The 24,498-nt window shown below is 72.2% G+C and carries 17 protein-coding genes; 14 read left to right on the top strand and 3 right to left on the bottom strand.

The genetic code is table 11. The features are described 5' to 3' along the window. Positions 1-54 precede the first annotated feature (54 nt). The 8 genes from ACRAKI_RS19490 to ACRAKI_RS19455 all read left to right on the top strand — a co-directional run bounded on the left by ACRAKI_RS19490 (position 55) and on the right by ACRAKI_RS19455 (position 14,558). Positions 55-1,494, top strand: coding sequence for a glycoside hydrolase family 32 protein (locus tag ACRAKI_RS19490; RefSeq protein WP_447001934.1), 1,440 nt, complete (start codon positions 55-57; stop codon positions 1,492-1,494). 108 nt (positions 1,495-1,602) lie between these two features. Beyond that, positions 1,603-2,364: an SGNH/GDSL hydrolase family protein gene (locus ACRAKI_RS19485; RefSeq protein ID WP_447001933.1), complete on the top strand. Its 762-nt coding sequence runs from the start codon at positions 1,603-1,605 to the stop codon at positions 2,362-2,364. A gap of 542 nt (positions 2,365-2,906) precedes the next feature. Next, positions 2,907-5,228, top strand: coding sequence for a VWA domain-containing protein (locus tag ACRAKI_RS19480; RefSeq protein ID WP_447001932.1), 2,322 nt, complete (start codon positions 2,907-2,909; stop codon positions 5,226-5,228). A gap of 75 nt (positions 5,229-5,303) precedes the next feature. After that, the gene (locus ACRAKI_RS19475) at positions 5,304-8,456 is read left to right on the top strand and encodes a tubulin-like doman-containing protein (RefSeq protein WP_447001931.1); all 3,153 of its coding nucleotides are present in this window, start codon (positions 5,304-5,306) and stop codon (positions 8,454-8,456) included. After that, positions 8,453-10,660 carry a hypothetical protein gene (locus tag ACRAKI_RS19470; protein ID WP_447001930.1) on the top strand — a complete coding sequence of 736 codons (2,208 nt, stop codon included), beginning with the start codon at positions 8,453-8,455 and terminating at the stop codon, positions 10,658-10,660. Before ACRAKI_RS19475 ends, ACRAKI_RS19470 begins: the two co-directional genes overlap by 4 nt. Next, positions 10,661-11,641, top strand: a complete 981-nt coding sequence (locus ACRAKI_RS19465) for a hypothetical protein (protein ID WP_447001929.1) — start codon at positions 10,661-10,663, stop codon at positions 11,639-11,641. Further along, positions 11,638-12,714, top strand: coding sequence for a hypothetical protein (locus tag ACRAKI_RS19460; RefSeq protein ID WP_447001928.1), 1,077 nt, complete (start codon positions 11,638-11,640; stop codon positions 12,712-12,714). The genes ACRAKI_RS19465 and ACRAKI_RS19460 overlap by 4 nt, the downstream gene beginning before the upstream one ends. Continuing rightward, positions 12,711-14,558, top strand: a complete 1,848-nt coding sequence (locus tag ACRAKI_RS19455; protein WP_447001927.1) for a hypothetical protein — start codon at positions 12,711-12,713, stop codon at positions 14,556-14,558. The genes ACRAKI_RS19460 and ACRAKI_RS19455 overlap by 4 nt, the downstream gene beginning before the upstream one ends. A 133-nt stretch (positions 14,559-14,691) precedes the next feature. Here ACRAKI_RS19455 and ACRAKI_RS19450 read toward each other — a convergent pair whose 3' ends face one another. Continuing rightward, positions 14,692-15,183: a LysM peptidoglycan-binding domain-containing protein gene (locus ACRAKI_RS19450; RefSeq protein WP_447001926.1), complete on the bottom strand. Its 492-nt coding sequence runs from the start codon at positions 15,181-15,183 to the stop codon at positions 14,692-14,694. Between the two features lie 668 nt (positions 15,184-15,851). Between ACRAKI_RS19450 and ACRAKI_RS19445 the strand changes: the two genes are divergently transcribed. The 3 genes from ACRAKI_RS19445 to ACRAKI_RS19435 all read left to right on the top strand — a co-directional run bounded on the left by ACRAKI_RS19445 (position 15,852) and on the right by ACRAKI_RS19435 (position 19,237). Further along, positions 15,852-18,287, top strand: coding sequence for an eCIS core domain-containing protein (locus tag ACRAKI_RS19445; RefSeq protein ID WP_447001925.1), 2,436 nt, complete (start codon positions 15,852-15,854; stop codon positions 18,285-18,287). A gap of 429 nt (positions 18,288-18,716) precedes the next feature. Continuing rightward, entirely contained in the window at positions 18,717-18,932 is a 216-nt protein-coding gene (locus tag ACRAKI_RS19440) for a DUF2945 domain-containing protein (RefSeq protein WP_447001924.1), read from the top strand. Beyond that, entirely contained in the window at positions 18,929-19,237 is a 309-nt protein-coding gene (locus ACRAKI_RS19435; RefSeq protein WP_447001923.1) for a DUF3140 domain-containing protein, read from the top strand. The genes ACRAKI_RS19440 and ACRAKI_RS19435 overlap by 4 nt, the downstream gene beginning before the upstream one ends. Positions 19,238-19,339: 102 nt before the next feature. Here the strand turns inward: ACRAKI_RS19435 and crtI are convergent, their stop codons facing one another. Both crtI and ACRAKI_RS19425 read right to left on the bottom strand, forming a co-directional pair. Continuing rightward, a complete protein-coding gene (gene crtI, locus ACRAKI_RS19430) occupies positions 19,340-20,809 on the bottom strand; it encodes a phytoene desaturase family protein (RefSeq protein ID WP_447001922.1) in 1,470 nt (489 codons plus the stop codon). 13 nt (positions 20,810-20,822) lie between these two features. Beyond that, complete coding sequence (locus tag ACRAKI_RS19425) at positions 20,823-21,929, bottom strand: polyprenyl synthetase family protein (RefSeq protein WP_447001921.1); 1,107 nt, start codon at positions 21,927-21,929, stop codon at positions 20,823-20,825. Positions 21,930-22,077: 148 nt separating this feature from the next. On the opposite strand from ACRAKI_RS19425, the gene ACRAKI_RS19420 reads away from it, so the two are divergent. From ACRAKI_RS19420 to ACRAKI_RS19410, 3 genes are all read left to right on the top strand, one after another. After that, positions 22,078-23,004: a phytoene/squalene synthase family protein gene (locus ACRAKI_RS19420; RefSeq protein ID WP_447001920.1), complete on the top strand. Its 927-nt coding sequence runs from the start codon at positions 22,078-22,080 to the stop codon at positions 23,002-23,004. A gap of 16 nt (positions 23,005-23,020) precedes the next feature. Continuing rightward, on the top strand, positions 23,021-23,983 hold the full coding sequence (locus ACRAKI_RS19415; RefSeq protein WP_447001919.1) for a DUF5914 domain-containing protein: 963 nt from the start codon (positions 23,021-23,023) through the stop codon (positions 23,981-23,983). Between the two features lie 229 nt (positions 23,984-24,212). After that, complete coding sequence (locus ACRAKI_RS19410; protein WP_447001918.1) at positions 24,213-24,497, top strand: WhiB family transcriptional regulator; 285 nt, start codon at positions 24,213-24,215, stop codon at positions 24,495-24,497. Position 24,498 lies beyond the last annotated feature (1 nt).

The raw sequence follows: 24,498 nt of genomic DNA, 5'->3' as shown, positions 1-24,498 counted from the left end.
GGCGTGGGGACGCATCGACGTCGACCCACGTCGCCTCGACGATCGGCGAGCCAGTTGAGCGACCACATCGACCGGTACCGGCCCGGCTTCCACTTCACGCCGGACCGGCACTGGATGAACGACCCGAACGGCCTGGTGCACCACGACGGCGTGTACCACCTGTTCTTCCAGCACAACCCCGAGGGCGACGGCTGGGGCAACATGAGCTGGGGCCACGCCACGAGCCCCGACCTCGTGCACTGGACCGAGCACCCCGTCGCCATCCCCTGCGGGGACGACGAGGAGATCTTCTCCGGATCGGTCGTCGTCGACCACCGGAACTCCTCGGGGTTCGGGGTCGGCGACGAGCCGGTCCTGGTGGCCGTCTACACGAGCGCCTACTCCGACGGGAAGCAGGCGCAGTCGCTGGCCCACAGCGGCGACGGTGGCGCGACGTGGACGAAGTACGCGGGCAACCCGGTGCTCGACCGGGGTTCCAAGGCGTTCCGCGACCCCAAGGTGTCGTGGCAGCCGGGGGTGGGCTGGCTGATGGTCGCGGTGGAGGCGGAGGCGCGGGAGGTCGTCTTCCACCGGTCCGACGACCTCAGGAACTGGGACCACCTCAGCACTTTCGGCCCCGTCGACGGCGTCGAGTCCCTGTGGGAGTGCCCGGACCTGTTCGCCCTGCCGGTCGACGGCGATCCCGCCCGGTCGGCCTGGGTGCTGGTGGTGAGCCTGAACCCGGACCACGAGGGCAACGGCTCGGCCACCCGCTACTTCGTGGGCGACTTCGACGGCGTCGCCTTCACCGCCTCCCCGGACGGCTTCCGCCGCCTGGACTGGGGCCGTGACCTGTACGCCGCCGTCACGTTCGAGAACGCACCCGACGCCCGCCGCGTCCTGCTGGGCTGGATGAGCAACTGGGACTACGCCGCGAGCGTGCCCACGTCCCCGTGGCGAGGGTCGATGTCGCTGCCCCGCGAGCTGTCCCTGTCCACGGTGGGGGGAGTGGTCACCCTCGTGCAGCGGCCGGTGGCGGAACTGGGCGCCCTGGAACAGCCGGGTTTCTCGATGCTGCCGTTCACCCTGACGACCCCGCGCTCCTTCGACGCCGCCCCGCCCTACCGGCTGGACGTCGCCTGCGACTCGATCTCCGCGGACGCCGTGGTCATCGACCTCCTGTGCGGTCGTGGGCACACGACCCGCCTCACCTACACCCCGGCGACCGAACAGCTGACCCTGGACCGGACCGCCTCGGGCGACGTCGACTTCCACCCGGCGTTCCCGTCGGCGGACACCGCCACCGTCCCCCTCCGCGACGGCGCGCTCCGTCTCCAGGTGTACGTGGACCGCGGCTCGGTGGAGGTGTTCGCCCAGGACGGCTCGACCACCCTGACGAGCCAGGTGTTCACCCCTCCGGCCGCCGCCACCGTCGTCATCACCGGCGCAGGTGGCCCGGTGCGGGTGTCCACCCTCGAATACCGACCACTGCGCGATGCGCGCGGGCGATCCTGAGGGGGGCGGCACGCGCGCGTCCGCCCGGGTGTGCTGGGTCACCTCTGCCGAGGCGTCCGCGAACGCCTCCATATGCTGGTGTGACGTTCCAGCGGGGAGGCAGCGGCAGTGCGATACGTGGCCATCGGCGACAGCTTCACCGAAGGGGTCGGCGACGAGCGCCCCGACGGCTCGCCCAGGGGGTGGGCCGACCTGGTGGCGGCGGGCCTCGCCGTCGCCTCGGGGGAGACGGTCCACTACGCCAACCTCGCCGTCCGGGGCCGCCTGCTCGAACCCATCGCCACCACCCAGCTGGACGCGGCGCTGGCCCTGTCGCCGGCGCCCACGATGCTCACCCTCAACGGTGGCGGCAACGACATGATGCGACCCGGGGTCGACCTGGCACGACTGGTCGACCTGACCGAACTGGCGATCCGGCGTTGCGCGTCGGCCGGTGTGCGGTTGGTGCTGCTCAGCGGGGCCAACCCGGCGCAGCGGCTGCCGTTCGGCCGCACGATCCACCGCCGGGGCGAGGTGCTGACCACGGCGATCGCCCAGCTGGCCGCCCGGCACGACGTCCTGTTCGTGGACGCGTTCAACGACGTCGAGGTCCGCCGGGCCGAGTACTGGTCGCCGGACCGGCTGCACCTCAACGCCGCCGGCCACCAGCGGGTCGCGTCCCTCGTCCTGATGGCTCTCGGCCACACCACCGAGGCGCACGCCGTCGACCCGAGCCCGGCCTCTCGTCGCAGCCTGCGCGTCGAGACCCGCTACTACCGGGAACACGTGCTGCCGTGGGTGCTCCGCCGGATCCGGGGCATCTCGTCCGGTGACGACGTGGCCGGCAAGCACCACGACTGGGTTCCCGTCGAGGCCAAGCCGCGCGTCTGAGCCCGCGTGGGTCGATCGACCTGACCTGCCCCGTCCACGCCCCGTGCCGCGTTACTCCAATTGTGCTGACACCGGGAGTGTTGGTCCTCCTGCTCGACCGTGAGTGACACGGCGGGCGAGGCACGCGCACGGCAGCGAGACGCGCGCATGCGACTCGAAACCGAGGAGTTCTCGCCGTCGGGTGCCGCCTCGTGGTGCTTTCCGCAATTTTGCGAAAAGCAGTCGGCCCGCATTTTTGCGGGGCGTGCCCACCGGTATTGGCCACAAACTGGTCAGAATGGCGACCTCTTTGACCAGTTTTTGGCACCTGATCGGGACGGCAGCGTTCCGTAGGCTGGTCGCAGTACGTTCGAAGCGGCATCCGCTGACTTCGGTGTAACGACTCCCGATCACACGGCGATCTGGGCTGTATCCGATAGGGCGCGGTTGACGCAAGCATGAACGTGGATTGGCGGGGCCGCATGGAATATCGCGGGAAGAACACCTTTCGACGTGCTGTGGTGGCAGCGGTGGTCGCCCTCTGCGCGGTGACTCCGCCATTCGTGGCACCCGGTGCCGCGGCGCGACAGGATTCGCCCGCCGCGCTGCCCGCGCTCCAGGTCGTCGTGCTGGTCGATCAGTCGGGCAGCCTCGGCGACGCCGACATCGTCGCGGAGAAAGAGGCCGCTCGAACGATCGCGGCGAGCGTGCTGGCGCCAGGTTCGGTGGTGTCCGTGGTCGGTTTCGGCAGTTCCGACCGCGAGGGCCAGAGCGCGGTCGACGTCGTGTGCCCGCCGCACAAGCTGGATTCGGCGCAGCAGCGCGACGCCCTCGCGAAGTGCATCGGCGAGCTGCGGCAGCGCAAAGACGAGGAGGGCGACGGAACCGACCACGCCACCGCGTTGCGACAGGCCCTGGGATTTGTCGAGGCGGACGGGCCGGCCAAGAAGGTGGTCTTCCTGCTGACCGACGGCAAGCTCGATGTTTCCGGCAGCCCGTCGTGGGGCGACACCCCGGACCGGCGCAATGGCGCGGCTGCCGCGAAAGTCAAGGAAGTGCTCGGCGACCTCGACAAAGCCGGGGCGCAGGTCTGGCCGCTCGGATTCGGTGAGGTCGACATCGCTGCCCTGCGTGGATTCGCGAAGGGCGTGAGCTGCACCCCGGCCGCGCCCAACCCGCAGGAGCGGGTCGTGCCGGATGTCGCGGAGCTGAGGGCGGCGGTCGCGAACGCGCTCAGCTCGGCGAGCTGCGTCAAGATCACCCCGCCGGTCGGCGGAACCCTGCCCACCGGGGGCTCGGTCGAGCTGGTGGTCGACATCCCGGCCGTGGCCAGCGACGCGTCGATCCTCGTGTACAAGCGTGACGCTCGGGTGCAGGTCGAGTACCGGGCGCCGGGCGCGAGCGAGCCCGCGCCGAAGGCGGGCGGGTCGGACTTCGAGTTCGCCGGGCAGTCGACCGAGACGGAGTCGTTGCTCATCACCGACCCGGAGCCGGGGCGCTGGACCGTCCGGCTGTCCTCGGCCGACGTCCCCGCGCAGGAAGTGGCCGCCACCGTCGTCTACCAGGCCGCCGTCAAGGCGAACCTGACCAGCGCCCCACCTCAGCCGGCCGCCGGGCAGGAGGTCGAGGTCGAGATGCAGGTGTGGGCGCGGGGGAGCGCCATCACCGACCCCGAGACGCTGAAGGACCTGACCTTCGTCACGGCCATGACCGGCAGTTCCGGCTTTCCGGAGCAGGAGGTCATGCTCGCCGACCCCGATGGCGACGGCACGTTCGCCGGGCGGCTCAAGGTGCCTGAGCGCGCCTCGGGGGAGCTGACCTTCACCGGTCAGGTGACCGGGATCGGCGTCGGCGGGGACACCCGGGTGCTGTCGACCAAGGTGCTCGAGGACGTGGCCCGGGTCCAGGCGCAGATCCTGTTCGACAGCAACCGCGCGACCGTGTCGCCGGGCGGCGCGGTGTCCGGCACGGTGTCGATCGAGAACAACGCCGGGAGGCCGGCCCGGTTCAGGCTGGACGTCGGCGACCTCACCGCCGGCACGACGCTGACCGTGGACCCGGCCACCCTGGAGGCAGCGCCCGGCAAGACCGAGGTGCCGTTCACGCTGCGGTTCGGCGCCGACACCGAGGTCGGCCCCAGTGGGGCGAAGCTCCGCCTGGTCGACGCCGAGAACGCGCCGGTGGCCGAGCGCCTGCTCGCCGTCGAGGTCACGCCCGAGCCGGGGTTGCTGGAGGAGTACCTCTGGTGGTGGATCGCGCTCGCGGTGCTGCTGCTGGTCGCGGTGGTCTGCCTGGCGCTGTGGCTGCGCTCGCGCAACGAGGCGGCCAAGGTACGAGGGCTGGTCGGCCGCCTGTGGCAGGCCGGGTTCCCCACCTCGGAGTTGGCGCCGCGCGACCCGGGCGCCAAGGTGTTCAGGTTCGTCCTGCACGACGACTTCACCGGGCTGCAACTGCTGCACGCCGGTGAGGGCGAGGCGAACGCGTACGAGGTGCGGCGCGCCGGCCCCGACATCACGCTCACCGCGCCGGGGGAGCGGCCGGTGCTGCTGGCCCTCGGCGAACGCCGGGACATCGGCGACGACCTGGCCCTCTCCGTCACCGACGAGCTCGGAGCGGTCGGGGGTGCGGTCGCCGGACCGCCCGCCGACCCGTTCGGGACGTCCACCTCGGACCCGTTCGCGGGCGTCGGCGGTTCGCCGCCGGCCGCCGTGCCACCGTCCGACCCGTTCGGTGGCTCGCGCGGCGACCCGTTCTCCCCGACGTCGACGGCGTCGCACCCCGTGCCGCCCGACCCGTTCGGTGGCGGCCCTGCCAACGGGACCGGGGATCGCGCACCGGCGCCGGACCGCACGTCCTCCGTCGATCCGAACAACCCGTTCGCCTGACCGGGTGATCCAGTCGGGGGAAGAGCCAATGACCACCACAGTTGTCCGGCCTGCGACCGTGAGGACGGTGCCGTAATGAGGATCTATCAACCGATGATGTTCGTCGGACTCGGCGGGACGGGCTGCAAGGTCGGCGCCGAGCTGGAGAAGCGGCTGCGCGAGGAGCTCTGCGGCCCGGACGGCACCAGGCTGCTGGCGGACATCCAGAACCCGAACTTCCTGCCGTACCAGCTGCCGTCGTGCCTGCAGTTCGTGTACGCCGACCTGAGCGCGAACGAGCTGCAACGGGTTCGGCGGGAGGTCGTCCCGGGACGCGAGCACGAGCAGGCGGCGCAGAAGACGATGCACCAGATCGCCGACCTGGTGCCGGCCCGGTTGCGCAACTCCGCCGACGTGGCGCAGAGCCTGCGGATCAACATGGACGAGGACGCCATCCGCTGGTTGCCCTCCAAGGAGAGCGATCCGCGGATCGGTCCGCTGGTGCACGGCGCGGGTCAGCTGCCGACCGTCGGCCGTGGCGTGCTGTTCGAGACGATCCGGCGCAATCCGGACACCGCGCTGCTCGGGATCAAGGACGCGCTGGCGGACATCAACGAGTCCGCCGGCGACCTCTACGTGGTGAGCGGCAAGCGCACCCAGCTGGTCGACACGCTGATCGTGTTCGTGGTGTTCTCGGTGGCCGGTGGCACCGGCAGCGGGATCTTCTACGACTACCTGCACCTCATCGGCGACGTGATGCAGCGCGGCGGGAAGCAGGCCGAGATCTACCCGTTGGTCCTCATGCCCTCGGCGTTCGACGACGGGCAGGGCGGCGGCCGTCCGGCGAGCCTCAACGCGGGTTCCGCGCTGGTCGACCTCTTCCGGTTGATCGACGACCAGAACGCGCAAGGCTCACCGGACGCCCTGGACCACAGGGGAACGCACGGCGCCGTGTCCGTCCGCTACCCGGAGCTGGACCAGGTGCAGCTGGAGCCGAACACGGTGCAGACCGCGTTCCTGTTCGGCCGACCGGTCGGCGGGGTGCGCCGCGACGACCTCAACCGGTCGATGGTCTCGCTGATGACCTCGCTGATCGGGGCGGGCCCGACCGAGCAGGACGACGACGAGGACGGCGCGAACCGCCCCTACCAGTCCTTCGCGGACGGCTTCATCAACAGCAAGGTGGACCGGCACGCCACCGCCGACACCGGCGTCGGCCGCCGGGGCGTGACCACGAGTGCGGTGGCCGCGCTGACCACGCCGGTGCTGGAGCTGACCGATGTGGTCAGCTCGCACCTGCTCGCCAACGCGGTCAACGAGCTGCTCGTGCCGCCGGGCGCAGCGGAGACGAACAAGGCGCACATCCGCCAGTTCATCAGCGCGGCGGGCCTCGACCCGTTGTTGGAGGCGACGCCCGCCCGGATCCCGCCGCAGGGCAACCCGGTCGGCTACGGGCCGGTGATCGCGGCGCTGACCGAGCGCGCCGGCCTGATCGGCGCCAACATCGACCGGGACAAGGACAAGCTCGGCGGGCCGGTCGCGACGCTGGCGCAGCAGTTCAACCCGTCGGCCGCGGCCAGGGTGCTGCTCCGCGGGCTCGACCTGTTCCGGTTGCACCGCACCGTGTTCGGTCACCGCGACCTGGCCGAGTCGGTGGACAAGGGCGGTTTCCGCTCGCTGCTGGAGACGTGGCGGGTGCCGCCCGCTGCGCCGCCGGGGCTGAACGCCGCGTCCGCTCCGCTGCCCAACAACCTGCAGAAGAAGTTCATGCAACGGCTGCGGATCGTCGACGAGCCCGTGCAGGCCGTGATGCGACAGCAGGACGCCTGGTACGCCTGGCAGTCGCGGCGGATCTGGAACGCGGCGTGGAACGACAGCCACCGGCTGTGGGACCGGCCGTGGCAGGCGTTCGTCGAGGAGTTCCGGGAGATCCACGACGCGTTCGTCACGCACGCCCGCAACGACTCCGCGCAGTTCGACCTGCGGTCGCAGGACCTCTACAAGTCGCGCGTCGGCGTCACGTACCTGCTGCCGCAGGAGGACCGCGGCCTGGAGGGCTTCTACCAGACGGTGTTGTTGCGGCTGAAGGAAGATTTCTCGCACCACCTGGGACCGAACGCGCACGAAGGGCACCTGCTCAACCTGATCCTCGGGCAGGACGGCTGGACCGAGGCGTTCGTCGCGGGGCAGAAGGACCCGGAGGCCGCGGTCGCGCGGGTCCGCCAGCGGATCAAGGAGGCCGTCGCCGAATGCGTGCGCCCCGGCGACCGCACCCGGCCCGCGCTGGTGCCGCGGATGGAGGACCTGCTGGCGAACGCGGCGCAACGGCGGGACAACAACACGGTCGCCGAGGCGGACCTGAACAGGTTCCGGCAGAAGCTGGCGGAGCTGGTGCCCGGTGGCTTCGCGCCGGACGGGCACGCGCCGCTCAAGGTGCTGTTCACCTACCCGGCCGCGCAGGAGAACGCGGACATCGAGAGGTTCCTGCGCCGCGAGGTCTCGCTGCCGATCGACATGGTCGGCGAGCCCGAGTTCCGCGCCGTGCAGGCCGACTCGATGATCGTGGTGCTCAACCGCAGTTCGATGGGCATCACCGAGGTGCCCGAGCTGCGGCGGGTGATCAAGCTCTGGGCGGAGGCGCAGCGCCACCCGCAGCCGCAGGACACCCTGGCCTGGCGGCGCAGGCTCAGCCAGGACGACGACTACCTGCTCATGGGTGAGCACGACCGGCAGCAGGTGCTGCACCGGTTGCTCTGCGCGGCGTGGGACGGCAAGGTCCAGGTCTCCGGCGATCCGGTCAGCCCGCACCACATCACCGTGCTGATCGGCAGCCGGGAGGCTGTGTCGATGAAGCTGGAGCTGACACCGATCGGCGCGCTGTCGTCGTGGGCGAGCGTGCTGCAGGCGTACGAGCGGTGGGTGCTCACCGACGACAACCCGAGCCGGCGCGGTCTCGCGTCCAGGCTCATGTCGACGACCCCGGCACAGGCGGACCGCTCGCCGGCGCCGCCCGCACCGGAGTTCGGCACGATCGTGGACCTGGCCGCGCTGGAGCTGCTGAAGATCAAGGAGGCCGAGCAGCACCGGGTGCTCGGCCAGGACCCCCAGCTCGCCGTCTTCCGGGACTTCTGGTCGAAGACGCTGCCGGCCGCGCTGGACCAGCGCGTCGGCGCCACCGTGAAGAACCTGCTCGACCTGCGTGAACAGGTGGACTTCGCGCAGGGCCTCGGCGGTGGCGCACCGGCATGAAGACGTCGAGGATCGTTCTGGTCGACCTGCGCGACCCGGATGCCGAGCCGCCGGACGAGGTGGCCGGCGGCGTGGTGGTCATCGACCACGCCAGTGCGCTGGTCGAGCACGCGGAGACCTACCTGTCGCTGGTGGCCGAGGACATGGTGACGGCCGTCGTGTGCGTCGCGGTCGGCGAGGCGAGCACGGACAACCCGCTGGACGGCGTGGTGCTCTCCGTTCCGCCGGCGCTGCGGCACGCCACCGTCCTGTGGGTCGGTGACACGCGCGGAGTGGACTGGGCACCGGAGCGATCGGTCCCGCGCCCGGTGGAGCAGCCGGGCGACGCCCTGGACAGCCTGGTCGCCGCGTTGCGGGTGCCGGCCCTGTTCGACCAGGTCGTCGCGGTGGCCGACGGGCTGTCCGGCGCTGCGGCCAACCCCGGGATCCGGCTGCTGGAAGGCGTCGCCGACCCGGTCGAGCTGGCGGAGGCGCGGGCGGCGGCGGTCCGGTCGCTGTGCGCGTCGGAGCACTCGGCGCCGCACGACCTCGGTGCGTCGATCGGCCGCTCCTACCTGCCTGGCAGCCGGGACGGAGCCGTGCTGTCCGGGCCGGTGCAGGCGTCGCGGGTGGAGGCGTCCCGGCGGCTGGAGCAGGTCGCCGAGCTGTCCCGGACGCTCGGCACGGTCAAGGCGTTGCTCTACGCACCCCGTGCGACGGAACGACTGGGCAGCCAGGTGGTCTGGGCGGGCCAGGCGGTGGAGAACTACCGGCGCGCGGTGGCGGAACTGCTCAACCGCATGGACGGCCACCTCCAGGTCGGGCGCCCGTCGTTCGAGGAGGTGGTGGCGCTCGGTGTGCCGCATCCTCGTGAGGCCGACGGCGGCGAGATCGCGGCGGACCTGAAGCAGGCGGTCGACGCGCGGCTCGACGAAGGCGCCCCGTTGTCCGCGTTGGCCCAGGACCTGCGGCTGGTGGCCGCGAACAGCGGGCCGCAGGGGTGCACCGCGGCGTTGGACGAGGTGCGGCGGCGCGGCCCGCTGGGCCTGGAGGTGCCGGCGTTCCGGATGTGGCCGCTCCCGCTGGTGACGTTGCCGCTGATCTTCGTGACCTGTGCCCTGCTGACCTTCCTGGTCGGAGCCGGCGGGCCGGGTTGGGTGGCGGGCGGTCTGCTCGCCGCGGCGTGGTTCGGTTCGGGGTGGCTGTTGCTGGCGCGGCGGCCGGGGCAGGAGGCGGAGTTCGGTCTGGAGGCCGCACTGCCGCCGGCCGCGGTCACGTACGGGCTCGCCGGCGTCCTGGGGATGCTGTCCGGGATCGTCGCCGGGCAGGTGTCCGCCGGGCAGCCGGTCGGGCGGGCGTCGGACCTGCCGCCGTGGGTCACCCTGGTCGTGGCCGTGCTGACCGTCCTGGTCAGCGCGGCGGTCGTCGTGCTGGGCTGGCGTTCGGCGGTGCGGGACTGGCGCGGTCGGCTGAAGGTGGCGCACCTGCGCGCCGCCGTCGGCGACCTGACCCGGATCGCCGAGGAGGTGACGGCACGCGAGTGGCTGCCGATGCTGCGCCGGCGGGCCCTCGCCGCCGCTGCCGCCGAGGTCGCGGGCGGACTGGACGAGATCGCCGCGGAGCTGGAGCACGCCGGGAACCGGCTCTTCGTGGCCTCGGAGGACTCGACCGGCGACCACGCCCGGATGGTGCGGCCGGTTCCCCGGGAGCTGTACCTCGTCGTCCGCGGCGACCTGGTCGGCGTCTGCCGCAGCGCGCTGGAGCCCGCCTGGCCCGCGGCGGCGGCCGTCATGCCCACGCGATCGGGGGTGTACGCCCAGCGGCTGGACCGGCTGCTCGCCGAGTACGGCGTGGACGTCCGGCGCGACGGCCTGATGGCCGGGACCAGGTTCAGCCACGACCAGGGGCCCCGGGACGCGCTGATGGGGCGGGTCTGGGCGGAGTCGCCGGTCGCGTTGGCCGCGCTGCGCTCCGACGGCGGCAGCGAGATGACGCAGCTGTGCCGCAGCGGTCAGCTCGGCTACCTCAGCACCGCCACCGAGCCGGGCCTGGTCCGATTCGCCCCGGCGCGCCTGCGGCGGGTTCTCGAACGCGACGGCGCGCACAAGGCGCTCGTTGCCGACGCCGGCGTGGTGTGGAGCGAGGGCGGGGACTTCGTCGGCGCCGTGCGGTTGCTGCCGTTGCGGCCCGAGTCGGTGCGTCAGGTGTTGGGTGGTGAGCGGTAGATGACCGAGGTGGTGCGCTGCCGGTACGTGACCGGCGTGCTGGCCGAGATCGAGGTCGAGGACCTCAACGAGTTCGTCACGCCGGGAGCCGCGCTGGAACAGCGGCTGGTCAAGGTGAACGGGCGGCTGTACGTGCGCAAGTACGTCTCGCGCGCGGCGGGCAGCCGCAACCCCCGGCTGTACGACCTGCTGCACAACGAGATCCGCGCGGGCACCCGGCTCGGCCAGGTCTACCCCGAGCGGTACCCGGCCGAGCTGTCCCAGCTCGTGGCGTACAACATCGACGCCGAGGAACCGTTCGTGCTGCTGCGCGAGTACGTCGGAGCGCCCGCGTCGCCGGAGCTGCCCCGGTTCGACGACACCCGCCGCCGGCAGTTCGAGAGCGGACTGCTCCGCGCCGTGCAGCTCACCGCGAACGCGGGTGTCGTGCACGGCGCGGTGACCGCCGACTCGGTGCGCTGGGACGACGGGCACGTGCAGCTGGTCGACTTCGAGTCCGCCGAACGCGTCGGCGAGCCGCGGCGCGGGGGCGGCTCGGCGGTCCGGTCGCCGGAGCAGGCCGCCGGGACCGGCGTCGTGGACGAGCGCGACGACGTGTGGGGCGCCGCGCTGCAGATCAGGGCGCTGCACATCGGCGGGACGCGGCAGGACCGCAGCCGGGATCCGCAGCGGCTGCGGGAACTCCTCGACCCCGTCTTCGACAACCCCGTCGAGCTGCGGCCGTCCGCCGGGGACCTGCTCGGCCGCATGCACGCCGACAACCACGTGCCCGCCTGCGTCGACCCGGACGCCCGGTTCGCCGACGGACGCGCGTTGTTCGAGCGGGTCTGCGCCCGCAAGCGCGGACCGACCGCGTCCGCGACCGAGTCGGCCGCGGTGCGGCCCACCTTGCCGACGTGGCGCGAGAAGTGGTTCCTCCAGCTCCTGGCGGCGGTGTTCCTGGTCGGCGTGCTGATCATCGGAGTGGTGGTGTCGACATGACCGCTCCCCTGCGGGTTCGGCCGCCTCGGCAGGTGCGGTGCCCCGTCTGCGCCGACGAGTTCGTGTGGCCCGACGACCCCCTCATCTCCCTCCACGACGAGCGCAACGACCGGTACGAGGTGGTCGACGTCTCGGCGCTGCCCCGGGCGAAGCGGGACAACCTGGTGCGCAAGGGGTACCGGCTGTGCCCGAACCCGTCCGAGGACACCGCGGAGCACTACCTGCCGGCGACCTACGCCGACTACGGCGACCCGCTGGTGATCGGCCTCGTGGGCGCTCCGATCTCCGGCAAGACCCACCTGCTGACCGCCATGATCAGGCAGGCCTACCTCAACGGGCTCACGGCGCACGGGGTGACCGTCAGCGCCCTGGACTTCCGCCGGCACCGGAAGTTCCGGGAGGACTTCATCGTGCCGTTCGAGCGGGGTGACGCGCTCGCGGGCACGGGCAGCGGCATCGTGGAGGCCGCGGACATCCTGCTGCTGCGCGGTCCCGGTGGTCAGCGCCCGGTGACGTTCTTCGACGTCGCGGGCGAAGACCTGGAGAGCACCGACCCGCGGGCCAACCGGTTCCTGATCGCCGCGACCGCGGTGATCTTCGTGCACGCCTCGGAGGACCCCCTGGAGACCGGGCAGTCGTCGGCGGCGAGTGAGAACGGGTCGTTCGAGCAGGCCATCGGCCAGCTGTCCGGCAGTCGACCGGCGGCGGTGATCGCGGTGACGAAGTCCGACCGGCTGAGGTACGTGCCGCCGGCCGAGCGTTGGCTGCACCGGGGGGACGAGACCGACCTGAACGCGGACCGCATCCGAGCCGAGACGAGGGACGTGTACGCCTACCTGCACCACGTCGGGGCCGCGGCCTCGTTGCACCCGTTCGACGAGTTCTCCCGGTGCACGCTGCACTTCGTCTCCGCGAGCGGCGGTGACGCGGTGCCCGTCGACCCGCAGGACCCGTCGAAGAAGCACTTTCCGCACGGGTTCCACCCGACCAGGGTGCTCGAACCGCTGGTCGCGATCCTCGCGATGACCGGGCTGATCACCGGCCCCGAGGCGGGGAAGGTCGGCATGCCATGACCACTGCCCATCCGGACGACACCGTCCACCAGGCCTTCTTCGGCGTGCCTTACGGCGTGAACAAGCACACCATGACCGCCTGCTCGTTCGTGGAGCCCGAGAAGTCGAAATGGGGTGCGCGGCTCAAGGAGCACACCCGCCTCCACGGCTCGGGGGGAGTGGTGCCGGCGAGCGCCCTGTCGTACCTCGAGTTCACGGACCGCACGGCGGCGATCGTGCGCAGGTTCGCCTACGGGCACTCCGAAGGGCGCGGGAACGCGCACGTGCTGATCGGGCCCGCCGCCGCTCTCGACGTGTCCCTGTCCCTCGGCTTGGCGAACTGGGACGGATGGCGGTCCGACGCGCCGTCCGGGCGACTCGACGCGATCGATGTCCGCGACCTCGCCGAGGTCGCCGGTCGGACGCGGTGGTCGCCGGAGCTGGTCGCGCCGATGGAGGACGAGTTGGTCGAGGTGCTCGCCCGGTTGCTCGACCAGCCCACCGTTCCGCTGAGCGTCATCGGCTGTCCGGACCAGAGCCGGACGGCGATGGTGTGGGGCCTTCGCGCGGCGGCCGGGGAGTACCTGCGAGGGGAGGGGTACCGGCGGAGCTGGTCGTACTCGACGTACGAGCACCGCCACGACGGCACCGTCCGAGACCTGCCGGAGATCGTGTTCCTGCCGGAGGTGCCGGGGCTGGGGGTCGCTCACCGCACGGTCGTCGACCTCCGCCGGCAACCGGAGGACAGCGCGTCCAGGGCCCTGGCGTCCCGGCTCGTCGGCACCTTGCTGCGCGGCGCCCCGGTTCTCGCGCCGACATACCCCGGGACGGACCACGGTGGCGTCGGCCCCCGGCCCCAGTCGGGTGACAGCGTGCGACCGGTCCAGTCGTTGCCGGTGGAGGGCATGCGGAGCGGACGTGAGGTGCAGAGCCTCGGCAAGCTGTGGGGCCGGCGGCTGCGCGAGAGCGGGTCGCTCGACCGGCTCCGGGTCGAGCTGGGCGAGCTGTCGAAGCAGGGCCCCGAGGTTCGCGGGCAGGTGCGCGACGAAGTCGGCGTGCAGTTGCTGGACAAGATCGCCTACCAGATGGAGGCCTACGCCCACGACGACCTCCTGAGCGTGCTGCAAGCGGTGTACGGGCCGGATCTGGAGGACCTCCGGCGGGACCAGGACGCGCAGCGGCACGCGGTGGACCTCATCAGGAAGAGCAGGTCCGGGCAGCTCGCGAAGGTCGTCGGCCTGGCGGCCAGGGACATCGGCGAGATGGGGATCGCGGTGGCCGCGATCGACCGGTGGGAACCCGGACGTGGCCGGTACCGCCGGTCCAGGCTGGGGCGTGCGGGGCGGCCGAGCGGACGGGTGGACGTCCACCGGCCCCTCCTGTCGGCGGTCTTGGTGGCGGCACTCGTGTTGCTGGGAGCGATGTTCGTGTTCGGCTACGAGATGGGCTCGCCCGAGCCGGCTCAGCAGGCACCGGCCGTGCCGACCGGCGAGATCACGTCGGCCGCGGCACTGCCGCCGGAGCCGACCGGCTCACCGGAGCCGACCGATTCGCCGGAGCCGACCGGTCCACCACAGCCGATCGCCCGCACGCTGACGGTGACCTCGGTGGGCGGGGAGGACCGGGTCTACGGCTTCATCGAGGTCGGCAAGTCGCACTACCCGCAGCAGACGTGCGTCAAGGAGAGCGGCGCCGGCGTGCTGTGGCGGTGTGAGCAGGTCAACTACCCGGCCCGGAGGGAGGGGTATACACCCGAGCTGGTGGCCGTGGTGGTGCCGAAGACGGACGTCGAAAGGCTGAACAGCGCCGCCAGCGCCGCCGAAGAGACCGCGTGGGAGGAGGAGTGGGTCAAGGCTGGGCCGTGACCGTCGTGGCACGCCCGGCACAGGTGCGCGCAGCGGCTGTCCGCAGTGGACTGCCAAGCCGGTGGTATTCGTGGTCGGACGGCGTGCGGTCGGCGGCTGGGCGGCTGGGAGGCTGGAGAAGCCTCACCCCTCCCTACGCCTGCGGCACCCTGATCACGTCACCCGGGCTGATCGCGTTCGGGTCGGTGATGGCGCCGGGGTTCGCCGCGACGAGCCGGTGGTAGAGGTTGCCGTCGCCGTAGTAGCGGGTCGAGATGGCCCACAGCGTCTCGCCGGACGTGACCACGTGCTCCACGTACGTCCGGTAGTCCGGCACGATCTTCGGCCCGAGCACCACGGGCACGACGACCTTGTCGAGTTCGGCGCCGTCCTCGGGCGAGACGTGGAAGACCTCGACGAACACCCGGTCGAGGGTGAAGCTCGCGGCCGACACGTCCGCCGTCACCTGGAACTGCCCGTGGCCGCCCGCGCCGTCGCCGGCCATGAAGAACCCGGTCACCTCGTCGTGGCCCTCGTGGACGCGGTAGTTGAAGCCCGCCTCGAACGCCCCGCCGGCGATCCCGCCGATCAGGATGTGGTTGCCCACCAGGTCATGCACCCTCGGCTGCTGCACGTCGATCGACATGGCTGTGCCTCCTGTGGTCGCGTGGGGCCAGCATAGTCGCGGTGTGACGAGCCCGGCCATCGATCAGCCCTCCCGCGCCGGAACACCACCGGATGCGACTTGGGTTGTGGAGCAAGGGAAACCGCGTCGGAGCGGACGCGCGGGGACGGTTCGAGGTGGCCATGATCCGGGGATGGCGCTGATGCGGATGGCCCTGCTCGGCGCAATCACCGTAACGCCGTGTCACCACGACCGCTACGTGCCCGGCGTGACGCGGCGCGCCAACCCGGGAGCGCTGTGTGCTGATGCTCGCCCTGGCCCACCACCCGGTGCTCAAGGGCGCGCGGGAGGAGGAGGTGCGCGCGCGGTTCACCGGCTGGGAAGTCGTCACGGCGGAAAGTTCGGCCGGGCAGGAGATGCTGCGCTACGGGCCGGTTCCCCCTGCTGCGCAAGGCGTTCGAGAAGGGGTGGTTCGACCCGTGGCGCTACCTGTTGTGCCGGGAGTCGACCGCGGCGTGAGCATCGACCGTGGAGCCGATCACCTGACCCCGTTCGCGCTCCGTGCCACAAGGGTTCGTCGTGGAGGGCAACCGGCTTGCCCGAGGAGTGCCCTCCACGCCATTCCCGGCCGTCCGCCACGCCGCTAGACACGTGCACACAAGCCTTCACTGCTGTGGAACGGAGACGGCATGCACGCGCGGGACGAGCCGGAGCGGATCAACCACCTCGACGGTCCCGCGCGACGCGCGGCGGAACCGGTCGCCGACAGCGGGGCGGTGTCGGCCCTCCACCCCGGCGGGCTCGCGCCGGACGCGCTGCCGGCGCTGCAACGCACGATCGGCAATGCCGCCGTGGTCGGGATGCTGGCCGCCCAGCGCCGGCACGACCCCGCCGCGACCGATCAAGGGAGGTGGTCGAGCGTGCACCAGGTGCTGCGGTCGCCGGGTCGCCCGCTCGACGAGTCCACCAAGACCGAGATGGAAGCCAGGCTGGACGCCGACTTCTCCGACGTCCGGCTGCACACCGACACCGCCGCCCAGCGCTCCGCCGCCGAGCTGGGTGCCCACGCCTACACGTCGCACAACCACGTGGTCATCGGGCGGGGCGGGGGCGACCCGCACACCCTGGCGCACGAGTTGACGCACGTCATCCAGCAGCGGCAGGGGAGCGTGGCGGGCACCGACCGAGGGGACGGCGTGCGGGTGAGCGACCCGTCGGACCGGTTCGAGCGCGCCGCCGAGGCCAACGCCGCCCGGGTGATGGCGGATCCGGTGCCGGTGGCGCGGTCGGTGGACGACGCGTCGCACGCCGCGGGCCACACCCACGACCACGACGCGGTCGCCGTCCAGCGCTTCGGCGGACCTCAGGGCATGGACCCCACCGAGCAGCACGAGCAGTGGACCAACCCGGCCCGTCCGCCGACGGCCTTTCTCGGCTACGTCGCCGTCACGAACACCGAGAGCGGGATGCCCGATGCCAACGAGCAGTACGCCTACGACGCGGTGAGGGTGACCGACGTGCAGGTCGGCCGGGAGCGCGGATTCACGCGCTTCGGCGAAGAAGGCCAGAAGTCCCACACCACCGCCTGGGTCCTCACCCGCAGGGCGCTGGAGAACCTGGGAGGCATCACCGCCGAACGGTTCGTCGCCTACTTCGAGGCGGCCCTGAACGAGTTCGACGGGTTGGCGGTGACGGTCGAGCGCCCCCCGGTGGTGGGCCACTTCACCAGGCTGCTCGGTGAGACGCGGGCGCTGGTCGCGGACATCAAGAACCACCCGAGGCCGCTGCACCTGTGGCAGCCCGCCTTGTCCGCCCTGCTCGTCTCCTTCGTGCAGACCTACCAGCTGAGCCCGATGACCGCCTACGCCTCCGGGGAGGCCACGGGGGACAACGAGGGCGGAGCCATGGGCACATTGGAGGTGCAGGAGGCGCTGCTGCGGGACGACGACGCCGGGTTCGACCTCGGGACCGCGCTCGACGCGGTCGCCAAGCTCCAGGACTACAAGCCGAACCCCAGCCTGCCCGAGCCGAACCTCAGCGCCGCCAACCGGAACTTCTGGACCACCCTGCACACCGCGTTCCCGCTCGTAGCCGCCCAGCTGGGAGACTTGCCCGCTCAGCGGGGTAGTTCCTTCCACCCGAGCCCCGTCGGGCTTCCCGCACCGAACCTCGGGACCCGCAACGCCACGTACCCCTGGCGGCTCCGAGCGGGCAGGCTCGAAGCGGGGTTCGGTGTCGACGTCTTCGTCAACCTCGGTGCCGTGGACGCGCAGCAGCCCATGATGCCGCTCGGACCGGGCGACGTCGTCCTCGCCCGCGTCCTGATGAGCACGGCCGGACGGCCGAAGGCGCAGGAAGACCCGCAGAAGTCGCACTTCGCGGCGTGGGGCCTGGTCAAGGCCGCGACCGAGCGTCAACAGGGCAAGCGCCTCGACGAAGTGGTCCGCTGGGTGCAGGACGGGCTCGCGATGCTGACGAGCAGCGAGCCGGTCACCGAGAACCTGCGGAGCGACTGGAGGAACCTGTTCCAGCAGGTCGAGGCCATCGCGCGTCAGACGGGCAGCATGGAGATGCCCGTGCACGACTGGACGCCGGTGGCCGGCAGCCTCCTCCAGGGATACCTCGTGGTCTACAACGCCAGTTGCTCGGCCACCGGTGGCCGGCCCGCCGGGGACAGCCGCTCCGGCGGCGGCGGCGAGGGCACCTACCTGCAGAGGCTCCGCGGGCTGGAGGCGCGGTACCAGGCCGCGTCCCAGCCCGTCGTCCCCGATGCCGACCGGACGACCGCTGTGGACGCCGCCGTCGCCCTGCTGGACGTCTCCGCGCTCAGGTCGAAGATCCTGAGCAGGCACCTGGCGGGCCGCGACGGCGACCCCGGGTTCGCCGACGTCGTGAACGCGCCTGCCGGCTCGGACTACTGGGCCACCATGGTCGAGGTGCAAACGGTCATGCGGGTCTGGGCGCACTTCATCCAGGGCGCCTACCCCTTCCTCGTCCGGCACGGCGTGCTCGACGAGACCGCGATGCTGGACAAGGTGAGGGCAGGGCTCGTGGCGGCCCCCAACGACGAGGAGGCCATGGTGATGTCTCCCCGCACCACGCGGAGCGGCCTCCTGCGGGGCTGAGACCGGGCCGGGCCGGATCAGGCCAGGAAACCGCCCGCGCCGGCCGTGCCCGCCGCCGCCACTGTCCCGCGCCTGGACCTGTGGTCCAGCATGCTGCCGGCCCCCGCGTCCGTGTACCCGCACTACCACGGTCTCGAGGCCTACTCCTACAACGTCATGCTGCTCGGTCTGGGCGGGCACCTCCCCGTGGGCACCGCTCCGCGATCGACCTGCTGCCGCAGGAGGCGGCCAGACGCGAGTTCGCGAAGGTCCGGGAGCAGGCGGGGAGCTGGCGGCCACGTTGCCGAGCCAGGCCGAGTACCTCGCGGTCCTCAACGGGGACCGGGTGCTGACCTGATCGCCCGTCGACCGGGTGAAAACAGCGTGTCCCACGACTGACCGGCGCGCAGCCGACGTGTGGAGTCCGGCGTGGCGGCACAGGATGGTCCCATGGACGAGGAGAAGTTCCACGAGGGTGACGAGGTCACCTGGTCGAGCCACGGGCAGACGGTGCACGGCGAGGTCGTCGAGGAGATCACCGAGGACACCGAGGCCGCGGGCAGGAAGGTGCGGGCGTCGGAGGAGGAGCCGCAGTACCGGGTGCGCAGCGACAAGACCGGCAAGGACGCGGTGCACAAGCCCGGCGCGCTGGGAGACGACTCGTGACCGGTGAGTTCGACGACGCCGTGAACATGACGGCGACGGAGTTGACGCGGTGGTTGGAGACCGACGAGTCCCGGTCCGTCGGGCAGTCCGACGGTGGCGAGTCGGTGGGGCACGAGTCCGGCAGGCGGATCGTGGAGGTGCTGCGGAAGAAGAAGGGGGAGCTGACCGAGGACGACCACGCGCACATGCGCAAGGTCGTCGGCTACGTCCACCGGCACCTCGCGCAGCGCCCTGATGGGGATGTGGAGCACACGAGGTGGCGCTATTCGCTGATGAACTGGGGCCACGACCCGCTGAAGGACTGACGCGGCGGGCGGCTCCGGTCGTGCGGTCACCGGCTGCTGCCCGGAACGAGGGCGAGCCGCCGCCGCGATGTCCTCGCGTCACCGTCACCGTCACCGTCACCGTCACCGTCGCCGGAGCCGTTCGGCGGCGAGCCGGCCGGAGATGAGCACCGGCGGGATGCCGACGCCGGGTGTGGTGCCACTGCCCGCGAGCACGGTGTTGCCGTCGCGGAACGGCAGGTTGCGCGGCCGGAACGGGCCGGTCTGGCCGAAGGTGTGGGCCGCCGAGAACGGGGTTCCCGCAGCCTGGCCGGACCGGGCCCAGTCGTCGGGCGTGACGACCGACAGGACCTCGACGTCGGTGTCCAGCAGTTTGCGGGCGACGAGTTCGCCGATGACCTCCTCGGCGTACCGCGGGCCGGTCACGTCCCACCGGATGGCGGCGGCGTCCAGGTTCGGGCACGGGGCGAGCAGGTACTGCAGGTGCCGTCCCTCCGGAGCGGACCCGGGGTCGGTGAGGGTCGGGGTGGTGAGCAGCACGGACGGGTCGCTCATGAGGCGGCCCTCGTGGATGATCTCGTCGAACGTGCGTTCCCACGCGGTCCCGAACGAGATGGTGTGGTGGGCAGGCGCTCCGACCAGCCGCCGGGCGCTGACGTGCACCACCACTGCGGACGGTGACCACTTCAGCGGGAACGGGCGGCGTGGTCCGCCGTTCAGCAACCGGGTGCTCTGCGCCGGACCCGTGGCGAGCACGACGGCGTCGCACGGGAAGCGGTCGGTCGTGGTGCGGACGGCGGTCACCCGTGGGCCGGCGCGGTCGAGCGAGACCACCTCGGCGTCGTAGTGGAACCGGACACCTCCCGCGGCTGCGGCGTCCGCGAGGGCCTGGGGGACCGCACGCATGCCGCCGCGCGGGAACCAGACGCCGGCCACGGTGTCCATGTAGGAGATCACGGCGTAGGCGGCGAGCGCGTCGGCGGGGGACACCCCGGCGTACAGGGACTGGAACGTGAACACGCGGCGGAGCCGGTCGTCGCGGAGGAACCGGCCCACGGCCCGCGACAGGGAGCCGAAGCCGCCGAGCCGCGCGAGGGTGACGAGGTCGCGGCCGAGCAGGTCGAGCGGCGAGTCGAAGTTCGCGCCGATGAACCGGTCGCGTTCGACCTGGTACAGCCGGGTCAGCCAGGCCCGCAGCCTGCGATAGCCCTCGGCTTCGCGGTCGCCGGCGAACTCGGCGATCGCCTGTTCCATCGCGGTGGCGTCGCTGTGCACGTCGAGGGTGCTGCCGTCGGCGAACTCGGCGCGGTAGGCCGGGTGCAGCGGCACCAGGTCCAGGTGGTCGGAGAGCCGTGCCCCCACCGCCGCGAACGCGTCCTCCAACAGCTCCGGCATGGTCAGCACGGTCGGTCCCGTGTCGATCCGGTGCCCGGCCACGTCCAGCCTGCCCGCCAGGCCGCCGGGATGGTTCCGCTGTTCGAGCACCGTGACCTCGTGCCCGGCCCCGCGCAGGTGCAGCGCGGCGGACAGCCCGGCCAGCCCCGCGCCGACCACGACGACCGAGTCGGTGCGGCCCTCCACCACGCGTGCCACGGTGTCTCCCCCGTCAGTCGCGGCGGCGGACGGCCCTGGCCGCCAGCTCTGCCAAGTGGGTGTGGGCGACGTCGTCGACGTCCGCCCGTCCGAGCGCGGCGAGCCCGCGTGCGGCCAGCGCGTCGATGTGCTCCTCGACTGCCCGGACGGCGCCGAGGTCGACCAGCAGCGCCTGCGCGGCGGCGACCGAGTCGTCCGTCAGGGGCACACCGCTGAGGCAGCGGAGCAGCGTGCGGGTGGCGGCGTGGTCGCCCGCCGCGGTGGCGCGGGCGATCGCGATCGCCATCAGCGGGGTGCGCTTGCCCTCCCGCAGGTCCTCTCCGACGGGTTTGCCGGTCACCGCCGGGTCGCCGAACATGCCGATCAGGTCGTCCCGCAGCTGGAACGCCACGCCGATGTCGCGGCCGAACTCGCGCAGGCACCCGATCACGTCGGCCGGTGCGCCGGCGAGCGCGGCGCCGAGGTGCAGCGGCCGTTCGACGGTGTACGCGGCGGTCTTCAGCGCCGCGACGCGCAACGCGCCCTCCAGCGAGCTGTCCCGGCCGGCGGTGGCCAGCAGGTCCAGGTGCTGACCGGCCATCATCTCCGTCCGCATCCGCTGCCACGGCCGCCACGCGCGCTGCAACGCGTCGGCGGGCAGCCCGGCCGTGACGAGCGCGTCATCCGCCCACGCCAGCGCGAGGTCGCCGATCAGGATCGCGGCGGAGTCGCCGTAGCGGCGTGCGCTGCCGGACCACCGGCGCCGCCGGTGCCGCGCGGCGAACTCCTCGTGCGCGGAGGGCCTGCCGCGCCGGGTCGGCGAGCGGTCCATCACGTCGTCGTGCACCAGGGCGCAACACTGCAACAGCTCCAACGCCACCAACGCGCGGACGGTGGCTTCGGCCGCCTCACCACGTGCCTCGCCCCCGGCCGCCCGCCAGCCCCACCACGCGAACGCCGGCCGGATCCGCTTGCCGCCGGTCAGGGCCAGCGAGTGCACCTCCTCGACCAGGTCGCGCGCGGCGTCGAGCCCGGTGCGGGTGCGGAAGAAGCCGTCCAGTGCGCCGGCGAACCGCGCCGGGAACGAGTCGGGTTCCGGGGGAGTGGGCGTGCGGGTGTCGACGCCGGCCAACAGCGACATCGTCGCTCCCTCGTGTGGTGGTCGAAACTCAGTGGATCCGAGCTAAGCAGCGCCACCCGTGGTCCGCACGACGAGCGGCGCTGGTCGTGCGGACCGCTGCGGGCGGACTTAGCGTGAGGTCGTGCCATCGCGGAGAGGACGCCGACGAATGTCCGCAGACCGGGAACTGGATGCCGCGGGCATCACCGAACCACCGCTCCGCGATGCCTATCGGCGGTGTCGCTCGCTCAACGCCGAACACGGGCGTACGTACTACCTGGCGACGAGGGTGCTCAGCCCGGAGCAGCGGCCCGCCGTCCACGCGCTGTACGGGTTCGCCCGGCGGGTGGACGACATCGTCGACGACGTCCACAGTGGACTGCCGGACAAGGTCGAGGGCCTCGCGGCGGTGGAGGCCGTCCTCACCTCCGCGCTCGATCTCGGCACGAGCCCCGATGCCGTCGTCGCGGCGCTGTCGGACACCGTGCGCCGGCACGACATCCCCGCCGCGCACTTCCACGACTTCATGGCGTCCATGCGGATGGACCTGACCGTCACGGACTACCCGACCCGCGCCGACCTGATCCGGTACGTGCACGGGTCGGCGGCGGTCATCGGCCTCCAGGTGCTGCCGGTGCTCGGGACGGTCGTGCCGAGGGAGGAGGCCGAGCCCGCCGCCGCCGCGCTCGGGATCGCGTTCCAGCTCACCAACTTCATCCGCGACGTCGGGGAGGACCTCGACCGGGGCCGGGTGTACCTGCCCGCCGACGAACTCGCGGCCTCCGGCGTCGACCGGGACCGGCTGCGGTGGGCCCGCGCCGCCGGCCGGGTCGACGGCCGGATCCGGGCGGCGCTGCGCGACCAGGTCCACCGCACGCGCCAGGTCTACGCGCGGGCGCTGCCGGGCATCGCGATGCTCGCCCCTCGGTCGCGGCCGTGCGTGAGCACCGCGTACCGGCTCTACGGACGGATCCTCGACCTGGTCGAGGAAGCGGACTACGACGTCCTGTCCCGGCGCGTCGCGGTGTCGAACGGCCGACGCCTCGCGGTCGCGCTGCCCGCGTTCGCCAGGGCCGTGCTCGCCCGCACGGCCTGACCACCGGAGGGAAGACATGCCCGACCGCCTGCCGCTGCGCACGTTCACCAGCCCGAGCTGGTCGCAGCAGGAACCGACCTGGCGTGACGCGAAACCCGCGCTCATCGAGGCGGCGCTGAAACGGGCCACCGCGCGACCCTCCGGCAACTGGTTCGTGGTCGGCGCGAGCCGCGACGTCGTGCGCGGCAAGCCGTTCGGCCGCACCGTCGCCGGTCGTGAGGTGGTGCTGTGGCGAGGGCCGGGTGACGTGCTGATGGCCGGTCCCGGCTCGTGCCCGCACCTGGGCGCACCGCTGTGCGACGGCGAGGTCACCGGCGGCAGAGTGGTCTGCCGCTGGCACGGTCTCGCACTGGGCGGTGAGCGGTTCGGCGGGTGGAGCCCGTTCCCCACGCACGACGACGGCGTGCTCGTCTGGGTGCGCCTGGACGACGTCGGCGGTGAGGAACCGCTGCCCGAGCCGGTGCTGCCCGCACGTCCGGCGGGGGGAGCGCTCGACGCGGTCGCGACGCTGATCGGCCGCTGCGAGCCCGAGGACGTGATGGCGAACCGGCTCGACCCGTGGCACGGCGCGTGGTTCCACCCCTACGCGTTCGCGAACCTCCGGGTGCTGGAGACGCCCACCGCGGAGCGGGACCGCTTCCTGGTCGAGGTGACGTTCCGGGTCGTCGGCAGGCTCGGCGTGCCGGTGACCGCCGAGTTCACCTGCCCCGAGCCGCGGACGGTGGTCATGCGCATCGTCTCCGGCGAGGGGGAGGGCAGCGTGGTGGAGACCCACGCCACGCCGCTGGACCTCGGGCGGACGGCAGTCGTCGAGGCGACCATCGCGCAGTCCGAACGACGCGGGTTCGCGCTGGTCAGGCGGGTGGCGCCGGCGGTGCGGCCGGTGATGCGGTGGGCTGCCGCGCGGCTGTGGCGGGACGACCTGGCCTACGCCGAGCGCCGGTACGCCCTCCGGTCGAGGGGCGCGTTCCCCGACTGACGACCCGGCGCGCAATGGCGTCGTGCCTGCTCCGCCCGCCGTGTCGTGGACGTCCTGTCGCTGTCTCCGCTGGGGTTGGTCCCGCAGTTCCAGCGTCAGGGCGTCGGCACGCAGTTCGTCACGCACGCCCTGACTCGACCGACAGCCGTAAGCGCCTCGACTTGAATCGGTTCTGAGTCGAATTTATGCTGGGCTCGTCATCGCTGTCGACTCGCAGAGGACGTGCGCCATGCCCGAGCTCTCCCGCCTGCCCCGCCCGGTCACCGAGTCCTGGGACTGGCAGCTCTCCGGTCTGTGCCGCGGCATGGACAGCGTCTACTTCTTCCACACGCCGAACGAGCGCGGATCCGCCCGTGAGCAGCGCGAAGCCATGGCGAAGGCCATCTGCCGGCGGTGCCCGGTGATGCAGAAGTGCCGCGAGCACGCGCTCGAGGTGCACGAGACGTTCGGCATCTGGGGTGGCCTCGGCGAGAGCGAGCTGAGGGCTATGCTCTCCGAACGCGCCAGGAAGTGAG

The organism is Saccharothrix isguenensis (genome assembly GCF_052936305.1).
Note: the sequence above shows the minus strand (reverse complement) of the source record. Positions and strands in the feature narration are given on the sequence as shown.